6 protein-coding genes are annotated in these 13,627 nt (G+C 69.3%); 5 read left to right on the top strand and 1 reads right to left on the bottom strand.

Annotated features, from left to right (window positions below; translation table 11 throughout):
* Positions 1-17: 17 nt before the first annotated feature.
* On the bottom strand, positions 18-1,286 hold the full coding sequence (locus tag PV396_RS07275) for a cytochrome P450 family protein (RefSeq protein WP_416071350.1): 1,269 nt from the start codon (positions 1,284-1,286) through the stop codon (positions 18-20).
* 554 nt (positions 1,287-1,840) lie between these two features.
* Here PV396_RS07275 and PV396_RS07280 point away from each other — a divergent pair.
* The 5 genes from PV396_RS07280 to PV396_RS07300 all read left to right on the top strand — a co-directional run bounded on the left by PV396_RS07280 (position 1,841) and on the right by PV396_RS07300 (position 13,619).
* Complete coding sequence (locus PV396_RS07280) at positions 1,841-2,893, top strand: methyltransferase (RefSeq protein ID WP_319201592.1); 1,053 nt, start codon at positions 1,841-1,843, stop codon at positions 2,891-2,893.
* Positions 2,894-3,332: 439 nt separating this feature from the next.
* On the top strand, positions 3,333-4,079 hold the full coding sequence (locus PV396_RS07285) for an SDR family oxidoreductase (protein ID WP_319201594.1): 747 nt from the start codon (positions 3,333-3,335) through the stop codon (positions 4,077-4,079).
* Between the two features lie 29 nt (positions 4,080-4,108).
* Positions 4,109-5,218 carry an SIS domain-containing protein gene (locus PV396_RS07290; RefSeq protein WP_319201596.1) on the top strand — a complete coding sequence of 370 codons (1,110 nt, stop codon included), beginning with the start codon at positions 4,109-4,111 and terminating at the stop codon, positions 5,216-5,218.
* Positions 5,215-12,447 carry a non-ribosomal peptide synthetase gene (locus PV396_RS07295; protein ID WP_319201598.1) on the top strand — a complete coding sequence of 2,411 codons (7,233 nt, stop codon included), beginning with the start codon at positions 5,215-5,217 and terminating at the stop codon, positions 12,445-12,447. Before PV396_RS07290 ends, PV396_RS07295 begins: the two co-directional genes overlap by 4 nt.
* A complete protein-coding gene (locus PV396_RS07300; RefSeq protein WP_319201600.1) occupies positions 12,444-13,619 on the top strand; it encodes an FAD-dependent monooxygenase in 1,176 nt (391 codons plus the stop codon). The genes PV396_RS07295 and PV396_RS07300 overlap by 4 nt, the downstream gene beginning before the upstream one ends.
* The last annotated feature ends 8 nt before the right edge of the window (positions 13,620-13,627 follow it).

The raw sequence follows: 13,627 nt of genomic DNA on the forward strand, positions 1-13,627 counted from the left end.
CACCCGCGGCGGGCGGGTCACCACCGCACCGGCAGGCTCCGCCTCCCCCGGATCAGCATCCCCGGGAGCCACTCCCCGGGCTCCCCGTCCGCCGTCAGGTCCGGGCAGCGCTCCAGCAGCGTACGCAGCCCCAGCTCGCCCTCGAGGCGGGCGAGGGGGGCGCCCAGGCAGAAGTGGATCCCGTGTCCGAAGGAGAGATGGGCCCGGGCGTCGTGACGCCGTACGTCGAAGTGTTCCGGCTCGGGGAAGCGCGCCGGGTCGTGGTCCGCGCCGGCCATGGCGATCAGCACGATGCCACCGCGCGGCACCTGTACGCCGCCGATCTCGGTGTCCTCCAGAGCGATGCGCGGCGTGGTGGTCGCCACCGGCCCGTCGTAGCGCAGCGTCTCCTCCACCAGCCCCGCCGCCAGCCCCGCCGGATCGGCCCGTACGGCCGCCAGCTGCTCGGGGTGTGCGAGGAGCGCGCGCACCGCGTTGCCGATCGTGTTGACCGTCGTCTCGTGCCCGGCGACGAGCAGCAGGAAGGCCAACGAGACCAGTTCGTCCTCGGTGAGCCGGTCGCCGCCCTCGTCGACCGTGTGGACGAGGGCGCTGAGCAGGTCCTCCCCGGGGCTCTCGCGCTTGGCGGCGATGAGCCCGGTGAGATATGGCATGACCTGCTCGTACGCCTCCTTCTCCGCCTCGGGGCTGGTGGGCGCGAGGGTCTCGTTGGACCAGGCGTGGAAGGAGGCGCGGTCCAGGCCGGGTACGCCGAGCAGTTCGGAGATGACGATCATGGGGAGCGGGGAGGCGAACGCCTCGATGAGGTCGGCGCGGCGCGCTCCGTCCGCCGTCATGCGGTCCAGCAGCTCGTCGGTGATCTCCTGGACGCGCCCCCGCATCCCCTCGACCCGCCGGGCCGTGAACTCCCCCGCCACCAGCCTCCGCAGCCGGGTGTGATGGGGCGGGTCGCTCATCAGCATGTTGGCGTTGCCGAGCATGTTCAGGGCGTACGGCGGGCTCCAGCCGGGCTGCCGATACTCGCGCTGCCAGTCCCGGCTGAGCTGCGGGGCGGTGAAGGCCTCGCGCGTGGCCTCGTACCCGACCACGAGCCACACCAGGCCCCTGTCGGGCGTCACTACCTGGTGCACCGGACCGCGCCGGCGCAGCCGCGCGAAGGCGGTGTACGGGTCGGCTTGTAAGTCGGGGCTGAGTGAGGCGAGCACCTCGATGCCGCCGGGGCTGCCGGGCCGGTCGATGCTGTCGGGTATCGCGGGATCGGTGACGGCTTTCTCGGTCTCGGTCACGACGGAATTCCCTTCCCTCAGGCCCGGGTTACCGGCCCCCGCCGACCACTCCGAGCACGGCCGCTCACTCTAATCTCGCACCACCACCCGCACAACTGCACGCCCTCCTTGTCGATCTCGGGTTTTCATGGCACGGGAATAACGGTGAGCGCTCCTGGGAGTTGTGGGAGCCTGAGATATTTTCAGACAGAATCGACTCGGAATTCGGCCCGTTCCCGACAGACGTACCTCGCTGAGCTAGGGGGATACGTGTTCGCGCATCGCGCGATTCGCGCCACCGGTGGAGGGAAGAGTCCAGTGATGTCTTGTGTGATTGCTGCATGTGAAGTTAAGTCTGTGGTTGCAAGTGTCAACTACGTGAGCGGTCGTGGCGACACCTTCCATTCATGCCGATATCGCTCCACGGCGCGGGCCCTGTGCGCGTAGCGCCACGCTGCCGGTCGACGTTCGAAAGCCACCGTCGCGGCACTGCTCGCCGGCCCCGCATTGAGCATCAATCACTCCATGGCCGAAAGCGATTGCTCGCGACCTGCAAGAAACGTGGAGGGAAAACTATGAAGGAATCTTCGGAAACGGCCTTGGACGAGCTGTGGAAGCTGGTGTACACCAGCTTCAGGTTCCCGTTCATGCACGCCGCTCTGCGTCTTGAGCTCTTCACCCTGCTCAAGAACCGGCCGGGCAGCAGCCGTGAGGAGATCACCGCCGAACTCGGGCTGGAGGAACGTGCCGGACACGTGCTGCTCCTCGGGTGCTGTGCGTTCGACCTCTTACGCAAGGAGGGCAACGGCTACCACAACACCGCGGCCACCGACCTGCTGGCCGGCGATCAGGACGCGTTCATGCCGGTGATCGTCCGCTACACCCACGAGATGCTGTACCAGCCGATGGGCTGGCTCCACGAGTCGCTGGTGAACAACGAGAACGAGGGGCTGCATCGCGAACTCCTCGCCGACTCCCCGGCGACCACGCTCTACGAGCTCCTCGGCGAGGACAAGAACCTGGAGCGGGTCTTCACGGTCATGATGGAACACCAGAGTCGCTCGGTGGTCGAAGACATCGTCAAAGCCGTGGACTTCTCGTCGTACAAGAAGGTGCTCGACGTCGGCGGAGGCACCGGGACCAACTCCATCGGTTTCGCGCAGCGCTGGCCGCATCTTCGGGCAACCATCCTCGAACTGCCCAACGTGGCGGAGATGGCCGCCGCCCGCATCGCCGAGGCGGGCCTCTCCGAGCGCATCGACGCGGTCGGAACCGACATCTGGAAGGACGAGTTCCCCTCGTCCCACGACTGCGTCGTCTACTCCCGTTTCCTTGAGATCTGGTCGCCCGACCAGGTCCGCGACCTCTTCGCGAAGACGTACCGCGCGCTGGAGCCGGGCGGTCACATGGTGATCGTCGCGTGTGCCCAGGACGACGACGAGACCGGGCCCGCCCACGCCGCGTTCATGGCGGGATACGTCCAGACGATCGCGTCACCCGAGGGCCGTATCTACACGGCGCAGGAATTCGAGCAGTGGTACACCGAAGCGGGCTTCGAGGTGATGGACCGCCAGTATCCGGGCCGCTTCGACGTCATCCTGCGCGCCCGCAAGCCCCTCACCCGCTGAGTCCGGTCCGTTCCATGCCGCCCTGCCGATCCGTCAGGCGGGCAACTCCGGCCGTCTGACACGGGCGGCCGCCCGTCAGGGCGCGGCCGGATCACTTCGACGGGGCCTCGCGCCCGTGTGACGCGCCCTTCGGGGCCTCATTCCCGTGCACCCCTGCGTTCCCGCATCCCTCACCCGGGCGCAGTGCGTCGACCTACAGGCCCGTCCCCTCCCTCCACGCGGCACGCGGGTGTGCGCGTTGCACGCGTCCGTGCGGCTCCGCGCGCGGCTGCGTAACAACGCACGTGCGCGGCCCGCCCCGCGCTGCAGACACCTGATCCGGACCGCATCACCGTCACCCCTGTCGTCACCTCACACGCCTTCCCGCCCCTCGGTGTCGGGTCGGAGCGGCGTGCCCTGTTTCGTGTCCTCGGCGCCGCATCCAAGAAAAGGAGCTTGAGTGAATTCGCCTGACAGGCTTGCCATCGTTACCGGCGGAACCAAGGGAATCGGTCTCGCTTTCAGCCTCCGGCTGACCCGGATGGGATTCCGGGTGGTCGCCACGTATCGCAGTGACGAAGAGTCGGCGAATCTTGCTCTGCAACAGGTGGAGAAGGGGCTGTCTGTCGTACGGTCTGATGTGTCCGACCCGGACGAAGTCGCCGAACTCGCTGAACTCGTACGGACCGAGCACGGAGTCCCGCAGGTCCTGGTGAACAACGCCGGTCTCAATATCGACCGTCCGGTGCTCGAGATTTCCGACTCCGACTGGCGCCGGGTACTGGACACCAATCTGTCCGGCCCCTTCTATATGACGAGGGCCTTCGCCCCGGTCATGCTGGAGGCCGGCGGCGGTTCCATCGTCAACATCGGTGCGACCACAGCGATTCGGCCCCGGACGAACGGCGCCAACTACTGTTCGAGCAAAGCCGGGATGCTTCATCTCACCAAGTGCCTGGCCATGGAACTCGCTCCGAGTATCCGGGTGAACTGCCTCATTCCGGGAATGATCGACACGGAGGAAATGCGTACGCGCTACCGCGTGGCCGAGCCGGAGTACATGGATGCGTTGCTGAACGAGATACCGCAACGCCGGATAGGTGCCACCGACGAGATGGCGGACGCGCTGGAATTCCTGGTGGGCGAGGGGGCCGCGTACATCACGGGGCAGAAACTGATTGTGGACGGCGGCCAGTTCATGTGGTGAAGCACTACTTCCCGGGAAGAGGAATACTCATGCGATCACGCCTTGAGCGCTACCAGGAGTTCCTGGAGCAGGAGTACCGCGCAGGGTTCACCAAGTTCGACGAGTATGACATGTCCGGCATCTCTTCCGACCTCCTGAAGAGGTTGAAGGACGGTCACTTCACGCGCATCGTCTTCAGTGGAATGGGCTGCTCGGCCATCGTGTCGGACGTGATAAAGGTGTTCTTCAACTCGATCCGCAGCGACCTCGAAGTGTATGTCTTCAACGACTACGACTTCGAGTACCTTGTTCCGCGCGCGGTGATCGAGGACGAGCGCACGCTCATCATCCTGAGTTCGTACAGCGGCCATTCCAACGAGCCGGTCCGTGCCTTCCACGCGCTGCGCCCCATGCACGACCGGGTGCTGCTGCTCACCTCCGGCGGCCGGCTCGGCGAGCTGGGCGAGGAGCACGGCGTGTCCATCGCGCGCTGGACGCTGAGCAGGCCGGACCGTGAGTACCCGCTGTTCCACGTGGGCCAGTACTTCTCGATCCTGGTCGACATGTTCCTGCAGCTCGGTCTGCTGGACAAGGACTACGGGCCCGAGGTCCGTTCCCTGGCCGAGGACCTGCGGACCGACTTCACCCCGGAGCTGCGTGCCCTGGCCGCGGACGCCGCCGCGCGCAGCGAGAACGCCAACGTCATCATGCTCGGTTCGCCCAAGTGGCACGAGAGCCTGCTGAAGTTGGCCAAGATGCACTTCAACGAAATCGCCATGGTGCCGGCGACACGCAACTATTTCCACGAGTTCTGTCACAGCGAGGTGGCCACGCTCACCGACCCCGAGCGCAGGCACAGCATCCTCGTCTTCGCCGACCCGGAAGAGGACGAATACACCCGGGCCAAGCGGAAGAACCTGGTGTCGTTGCTGACTGCACCGATCCCGCAGAACGCACAGGTCACCGTCACCGAGATCGAACTCGACCAGTCGACTTTCATCCGGCAGTATTTCACCGCTCTGGAGTTCGTCCAGTACCTCACTCTCGATCTGGGCAAGGCGCGGGAGGCAAAGTCGCGCAACCTCATATCCGAGGCCGCGGGAAATCCCTGGTACCACGGCAGCACCATCGCCGCGGAGAACGGCGGCGAGCGATCGTGAATCGACGGGAGCGCAACTCCCTCACGGCCTACCAGCAGGATATCTGGGCTGCGAACTCCATCTTTCCGGATCTCCCGCAGTTCAACTGCTTCATCACGGACCGGTTCACCGGTGACGTGGACGTCGACCTCCTCAAGGCGTGCCTACGCCGGGCGGTCGACCGCAACGACGCGTTCCGGATCCGGATCGACCCGGAGGAGGGAACCCCGGTCCAGTGGTCCGAGGACGAGGCTTACGACATTCCGACGATCGACCTTTCCGACGCCCCGTCGCCGCGGGATTCCTGCGAGGCGTGGATAAGAGACGCGTTCGACGTTCCTTTCGAGGTGGAACGCAGCCGGCTGTTCACGCTCGCGGTCCTCAAGGAGGGCGAGGGAGTCTTTCATTCCTACGTCAAGGTTCACCACATCGTCGCGGACGCCTGGGGCCTGAACCTCTTCATGTCCCAAGTCCGCGCCGAGTACGACCAGTTACGAAGGACCGGGCGGTTCGAAGAGCCGTCCGTGCCGTCGTACCTGGACTTCGCGGAGGACGAGCGCCGCTACCGTGCCTCGGACGACCACGCGAATGACCGGGCCTATTTCCAGCAGCAGCTGCGGGGTGTCTCCCCGGCCCTCTTCCGCCGCTCGGCCCCGGCCGGCTCCCGCAGCAGTGCCCGCCACAGCTTCATGATCGAACGTGGTGTCATCGAGAGCATCCGTGAACGCGGCCATTCGGTCTTCGCGTTCGTCGCGGGTGCCTTCGCCGTCTACCTGTCGCGGGTGCACGGCAGCGACGAAGTCGTCCTGGGCGTACCGCTGCTGAACCGGCCCACCGCCGCGCAGAAGCAGACCGTGGGCCACTTCGCGAACACCCTGCCGCTGCGGGTGACAGCCGGCGAGGACCGAACGATGAGTGAACTCGTCGCCGAGGTCCAGGCATCGACCCGGGAACTCAAGCCCCACGAGCGCTTCTCCCTGGGCGACCTGCTGCGCTGCGTACCGCTCCAGGAGAGCGGCCCCAAGCGGCTGTTCGACACCACCATCGCGTATCTGCGCTGGCCCAGTCCCCTCGCGGTCCAGGGCGTGGAGTACGAGACCGTCGTGCAGGCGCGTGCCCACGACGACGACGTGCTGGCAGTGGTCGTCAACGAACTGGACGACGTCGGTGACGTCCTGGTCGACATGGACTACGCCCTCGACGTGTTCGACGCCGACTTCCCCGTGGCGTCGGTGGCCGGCCACATCGAGGCGATCCTCAAGGGCGCTCTCGCGGGGGCCGCCCTGACGCTGTCGCAGATCCCCATGGTCGGCGAAGCCGAACGTGCCGCCCTGATCGCGACAGGCACCGGCCCGGTGAACGCGTTCAGCGAGGACGCGACCGTCCACGCGCTCTTCGAGCGACAGGCGGCGAGAACTCCCGACCGGATGGCCGTCGTCACCGACGACCCCGCCCAGTCGCTGACCTTCGCCCGCCTCGACGGGTGGGCCAACCACATCGCGCACCAGTTGCGCGAGGACGGCGTGCGCACGGGCGACCGGGTCGCCGTGCTGGCCGAGCGCGGCCCACAGCTCGTCGCCGCGGTCCTGGGCGTCCTCAAGGCGGGCGCCGCGTACGTTCCGGTCGACCCGGACCATCCCGAGGAGCGCGTCCGGTTCGTGCTGGCCGACAGCGGGGCCGCCGCGGTGCTGCTGGGCAGCACCGTGCCCGCCGCCCCGGTGGGCGACGCCGTGTCCGTACGGCGCCTTGCGGCGACCGCGTCCGTAGCACCCAACGGACCCGTCGCCCTGGGCGGGCCGCACGACCTCGCGTACGTCATCTACACCTCCGGGTCGACAGGACTGCCCAAGGGCGTGCAGGTCGAGCACCGCTCCGTGGTGAACCGTCTGGAGTGGATGCAGCGCCGCTACCCGGTCGGCGAGGAGGACGTCCTGCTGCAGAAGACGCCGGCCACCTTCGACGTCTCGGTGTGGGAGCTGTTCTGGTGGGCGATCACCGGGGCCGGCCTGGCGCTGCTGCCGCCCCGGGGAGAACGCGACCCCGAAGCCATCCTCGGTACGGTGCGGGCGCACCGTGTGACCGTGGCCCACTTCGTGCCGTCGATGCTCGGCCCGTTCCTCGACCGGATCGAGGAGAACCCGGCCCGGGTGGCGGACGCGGCCTCCCTGCGCCAGGTGTTCTGCAGCGGAGAAGCGTTGACGCCCGCTCATGTGGCGCGGTTCAACCAGGTGTTCGCCGACGCCGGCGCCGCGGCCCCCCGGCTGGTCAACCTCTACGGCCCGACCGAGGCCACGGTCGACGTCACCTCCTACGAATGCCCCGGCGGCACGGACGGCGAAGTGGGCCGGGTGCCGATCGGGCGGCCGATCGACAACATCCGGCTGTACGTGGTCGGCGCGCACGGGCACCTCCAGCCCGCAGGTGTGGCCGGCGAGCTGTGCATCGCGGGCGTCGGCGTGGCGCGCGGCTACCTGGACCGGCCCGAGCTGGACGCCGCCGTGTTCGTGGCGGACCCGTTCACGCCGGGCGGGCGCATGTACCGGACCGGGGACCGGGCGCGCTGGCTGTCGGACGGCACCCTGGAGTATCTGGGACGCCTCGACGACCAGGTCAAGATCCGCGGCAACCGGGTCGAACCGGGCGAGGTGCGCAATCGCCTGGCGGACTGTCCGGGCGTCCGGGACGCCCTCGTCGTCGACCGGACCGAACCGGGCCGCGGTGTGCACCTGGTGGGCTACTACGTGGCCGACGAAGAAGTGGGGGCGGCCCGGTTGCGCGCCCGACTCCTCGAAACCCTGCCGCAGTTCATGATCCCCGCGTACTTCGTGCGGATCGACCGGATACCGCTCACGGCGAACGGCAAGGCCGACCGGCGGCAGCTGCCCGCCCCCGCGGTGGAGACGGGCGCCGGGTCACGGGCGCCGTCCACCGAGACCGAGGTCAAGGTGGCGGCGGCCTGGGCGGCCGTCCTGGGGACCGACGCCGTCGGGACCGACCAGGACTACTACTCCCTGGGCGGGGACTCGATCCAGATGCTCCGCATCCAGGCGGAGGCACGGCGTGCGGGCGTCCACTTCACCCTGGCCGACATGGTCCGCAACCCCACGGTCGCCGAACTCGCCGCGGTCGCGACGACCGTGCCGCAGGACGGCACGGACACCCCGCTGGAACCGTTCGCCCTGGTCCCGGGGATCGACCGGGCACGGCTGACCGGCCTCGAGGACGCCTACCCGGCCACCCGGCTGCACCTGGGCCTGCTGTACCACGGCGGGGAGCACGAGAAATCGGCCGTCTACCACGACGTCTTCCGCTACTCGCTGAAGTCGCCCTGGGACGAGCAGGCGCTGCGTCGCGCCTTCGACGGACTGGTCCGGCGGCACCCGGTGCTGCGCTCCGCCTTCGACCTCGGCGGCTACTCCGAGCCACTCCAGCTCGTGCACCGGGAGGCCGACGGCGGGCTGCAGATCGCGGACCTGCGCGGTCTCGGCGAGCAGGAGGCGCGGGACGAGCTGGACCGGCACGTCCAGGAACGGCGGTACCACGAGTACCGTCTGGACCGGCCGCCGCTGTACCTGTTCCGCATGCACGTCCTGCGCGACTCCCTGGAGTTGGTGTTCAGCTTCCACCACGCGATCCTGGACGGCTGGAGCGTGGCCACGCTGGTGCGCGAACTGCTCCAGGACTTCCTCCACCACGCAGGGCACCCTGTCGCCGCCGTCCCGGCGCGGGCACTGCCCTCGCCCGCCCTCTACGTGCGCGAGGAGCGCAGGGCCCTCGCCTCCGAGGAGAGCAAGCGGTACTGGCAGCGGCTGCTCGACGGTGCCGAACTGGCCCAGATCGACGGTCTCAGGCCGTACGAGCCCGTGGGCGACACGGGGCTCGTCGTGCACCAGTTGGAGCTTCCGGACGGCCTGGCCGAGCGGGTGGGCCGGCTGGCACGCACCCACAACCTGCCGGTCAAGTCCCTGCTGCTCGCGGCGCACTGCCTGACGCTGCGGCTGTTCTCCGACACGCACGACATCACGACCGGGCTTGTCACCGGCGGGCGACCGGAGCAGGCCGACGCCGAACGGATCACCGGACTGTTCCTGGAGACGTTGCCGCTGCGGCTGAACGGCCGGCCGCGTTCCTGGCTGGACTCGGCGCGCGAGGTGTACGAACAGGAGCGGGCAAGCCATCCCCACCGCCGCTATCCGCTGAGCGCGATCCAGGAGGACCGCGGCGGGAACGCCGTCTTCGACACCGCCTTCAACTACGTCCATCCGCACGTGCTCACCTCGCTGTTCGAGGGCACCGGCATGAAGCTGACCGACTTCAGGACCTGGGAGGAGACGAACTTCAAGCTCCTGGTCAACGCCGTGGTCGACCCGGTGGACGAACGCCTGTGGCTGCGGATCGACTGCGACGGACGCACGTTCTCGCGCTCCCAGGTGGAGAGCATCGGACAGACGTACGTGGCCCTCCTCCAGCGGATCACCGAGCACCCAGAAGCGGACGTGGACTTCGCCTTCCTGAGCGACCGGCTCGCGCAGGCCGCGCCGCGAACCGTCCCCGGCGCGGGCAGCGGGGCCGACGCGCCCGCGCACGTCATCCGTCTGATCGACGAGCACGTCACCCGTACGCCCGAGGCGGTGGCCGTCAGCTGCGGCGCGCGCCGCTGGACGTACGCCCGGCTCGACGCCGCCGCGAACCGGATGGCCCACGCCCTGATCGAAGCCGGGGTGCGCACCGGCACCGCCGTCGGCATCGCCATGGACCGTTCGCCCGAGACACTGGCCACCGTACTGGGGGTCGGGAAGGCCGGAGCCACCTGCGTCCCCCTCGACACCACCTACCCGCGCGCCAGGCTTGCCGCGATGATCGCCCAGGCCGACCCGCTGTGGATCGTCACCGACGAGACACACGTACCGCTCTTCGACGACCCCTCCCGACTGCTGTACGTGGATGAGCTGATGGAGACGGAACCCGACCCGGCAGGTGTCGCACAACTGCCGGAGATCACCGGTGAGACCGTCGCCTACCTGCTGTTCACCTCCGGGTCCAGCGGCGAGCCCAAGGGCGTCGAACTCCCGCACCGGGTGCTCGCCAACTACATGCGGTGGCAGGTGCCCTCGGCCAGCGGCGCGGCGGGCGGCAAGACCCTTCAGTTCGCACCCCTGAGCTTCGACGTGGCGTTCCAGGAGATCTTCTCCACGCTGTGCGGCGGCGGCACCCTGCAACTGCTCGCCGAGGACGAGCGGCGGGACATGCCGGCCCTGCTGCGGCTCCTGGACCGCGAGGAGGTGGAGCGCGTCTTCATGCCCTATGTGGCGCTCCAGCAGCTCGCGGAGACGTCCCAGGCGCTGGGCATCCGTCCGGGTGCCCTGCGGGTGGTCATCTCCTCCGGTGAGCAGCTGAGGGTCACCGACGAGATCCGCCAGTTCTGTGCCGCGCGGCCGGACACCGTACTGGAGAACCAGTACGGGCCCACCGAGACCCACCTGCTGACCCACCACACCATGACCGGTGACCCGGCCGGCTTCCCCGCCCTGCCGCCCGTCGGCGTCCCCGTGGACGGCATCGAGCTGCACCTGCTCGACGGCCTCATGCGGCCGGTCCCGGCGGGCGCCAAGGGAGAGATCTACGTCGGCGGGGTGTGCCTGGCCCACGGCTACCGCAACCGGCCCGACCTGACCGAGCAGCGGTTCGTACCGCACCCGTCCGGAGAGCCGGGCGCCCGCCTCTACCGCACGGGCGACCTCGCCAGGGTCATGCCGGACGGCAACCTCGCCTGGCTGGGCCGCGCCGACTCCCAGGTGAAGGTGCGTGGCTTCCGCGTCGAGCCGGCCGAGGTCGAACTGGCCATCGCCAAGCTCGCCGAGGAGCAGTCCGCGTCCGGTATCCGCGAGGCGGCGGTGGTGTCGCGGCGCCGGGAGGGCGGCGACGCGTTCCTCGCGGCGTTCCTCGTCGGCGACCCCGAGGCCGTGGACCTGGACGACGTGCGCGGCCGGTTGCGGGCGGTGTTACCGGACTACATGATGCCCTCGCACCTGGAGTGGCTGGCGAGCCTGCCCCTGACGCCCAGCGGCAAGCGGGACGACGCGCTGCTGCGCCGCATGCCGCTGGCCGCGCCCTCGTCGGACGCCACCGAACCCGCCGACGAGCACGAGAGGGTGCTGGTGGGCATCCTGGCGGAACTGCTGGAACTGCCCACGGTGGGCGTGCGGGACAACTTCTTCGACATCGGGGGCACCTCACTGACAGCGATGCGGCTGGTGATGACGATCGAGAAGCGCTACGGCGTCAGCGTTCCGCTCTCGGCGTTCGTCGCCGCCCCGACCGTCGCCGGGCTGGCCCAACGCCTGCGGGGCGGCGACGCGGCGGCCCGGTTCGACCCGGTCGTGCCGATCCGCACCGAGGGGGACAAGCCGCCGCTGATCCTGGTCCATCCGCTGGGCGGCCACGTGCTGTGCTACGTACGCCTCGCCCGTCACCTACCGCAGGACCAGCCGGTGTACGCGCTCCAGGCGTGGGGAAGCGTGCCGGGCACGGAGCCGCTCAGCTCGATCCCGGAGATGGCGGCGGGCTACCTGGAGGCCGTGCGGCGCGCGTGTCCCGAAGGGCCGTACGTGATCGGAGGATGGTCCTTCGGAGGCTTCGTCGCCTTCGAGATGGCGCGCCAGTTGCGCCGCAGTGACCCGGGCGCCCTGCACGGCACCGTGCTGATCGACCCGATCGCCGTGAAGCAGGGGGAGCGGCCCGACATCGCCGACCACTCGCTGCTGGAGTGGTTCTTCTGGGAGCTGCTGTGGATGGGGCGCGGTGGCACCGCACCGGTGGTCCCGCTGCCGGACGGTCTGGAGGAGGAGGCGAAGTTCGACTTCATCGTCGGACACGCCACGCGGGCGGGCGTCCTGCCCGCGGGCAGCTCGCGCACCACCGTGCGGCGGCTGTTCCAGATGTTCCAGGCGCACTGGCGGGCGATCCTCACCTACCAACCCGAACCGGGCGACGAGGACGTGGTGCTGCTGCGCGCGACCTCGGAGCTGCCGGAGATCCTCCAGCCGATGCACGGAGCAGCGCAGAGCCTGCACGCGGACCCCACCAACGGCTGGGGCGACCTGACCACGGGCCGGCTCCAGGTGGTCGACGTCCCCGGTGACCACCTGGTGCTCCTGGACGAACCGCACGTGAACGTCGTAGCCGAGAAGGTGGCACAGGCGGTGGCCGGCCGACCGGGCCGACGACTGTCGGAGAGGAGTGGGAAATGACGCAGATCCCCCCGCGCAAGGCCCTCATCATCGGAGCGGGCGTCGGCGGCCTCGCCGCCGCCGCGGCGCTGCGCCGTGTGGGCGTCGAGGTACAGGTCTTCGAGCGCGCTCCCGAGCTGCGGCCGGGTACCACGGCGGTGTCGCTGATGTGCAACGCGGTCCTGGCGCTGCGCAGCCTCGACATCGACATCGCCCCGGGCCTGGAGAAGCGTGGCGCGGTGTTCGACGAGCTCAAGTTCCTCACCCGGCGGGGCCGTCCGATCAGGGCGCTTCCCTTCCGGGAGGTCTCGGACCGGCTGGGGGCGTCGAACTACGCCGTCCACCGGGCCGATCTCCAGCAGACGCTGCTGGACGCCCTCGGGGACGGGAGCGTCATCGAACTCGGCGCCGAGGCAGCGGAGTTCGCCAGCGGCGAGGACGGGGTCGAGGTCACCTTCAAGGACGGCAGGACCGCCTCGGGCGACGTCCTGATCGGAGCGGACGGCTTCAACTCGGCGATCCGCAGGCAGGTGGGGGGCGCCGACGAACCGCGGCCCGGCAACTACGCGTGCTGGCTGGCCACGGTGCCTTTCACCCACCCGCGGATGAGTAAGGGCTACGCGGCGCACTACTGGGGGAGGGGCCAGCGCTTCGGCCTTGCCGACATCGGGCACGGCCGCGCCTACTGGTGGGCGACGAAGAACGTGCCCCCGGGCGCCTCCGGACACCTGCGGCGCGGCAAGGAGGGGCTCGCGGGCCTCTTCGCGGGCTGGGCCGACGAGGTGCGGGCGGCGATCCGTACCACCCCCGAGGAATCGATCGTCCGCATCACCGCCCAGGACCGCCCGTTCCTCCAGCGGTGGGGCACCGGACGCACGACCCTGCTCGGCGACGCGGCCCACCCGATGCTCGTGAGCCTGGGCCAGGGGGCGGCGCTGGCCATCGAGGACGCCGTCGTCCTCGCCCAGCACCTGCGCGCGACAGCGGACCCGGTCGCGGCGTTGCGCGGGTACGAGGACGAGCGCAGGCCGCGGACGGAGGGACTGGTCGCCGCGGCCCGTGCGCTGAGCGAGACCGAGCAGTTGGAGGGCTTCGGTCCGGCCCTGGCGCGCGACCTCTACTTTCGGTTCACGCCGTTGTCCAAGCTCACCAGCCAGAACGAGGCGGTGCTCACCTGGCCTCCACTGGGCTGACCACACCG

Origin of the sequence: Streptomyces sp. ME02-8801-2C, assembly GCF_033793965.1 — a bacterium.
Classification (GTDB): domain Bacteria; phylum Actinomycetota; class Actinomycetes; order Streptomycetales; family Streptomycetaceae; genus Streptomyces.

Coding starts and splice junctions, on each gene's coding strand:
- PV396_RS07280 (WP_319201592.1), top strand. CDS start 1,841: ATGAAGGAATCTTCGGAAACGGCCTTGGACGAGCTGTGGAAGCTGGTG.
- PV396_RS07300 (WP_319201600.1), top strand. CDS start 12,444: ATGACGCAGATCCCCCCGCGCAAGGCCCTCATCATCGGAGCGGGCGTC.
- PV396_RS07290 (WP_319201596.1), top strand. CDS start 4,109: ATGCGATCACGCCTTGAGCGCTACCAGGAGTTCCTGGAGCAGGAGTAC.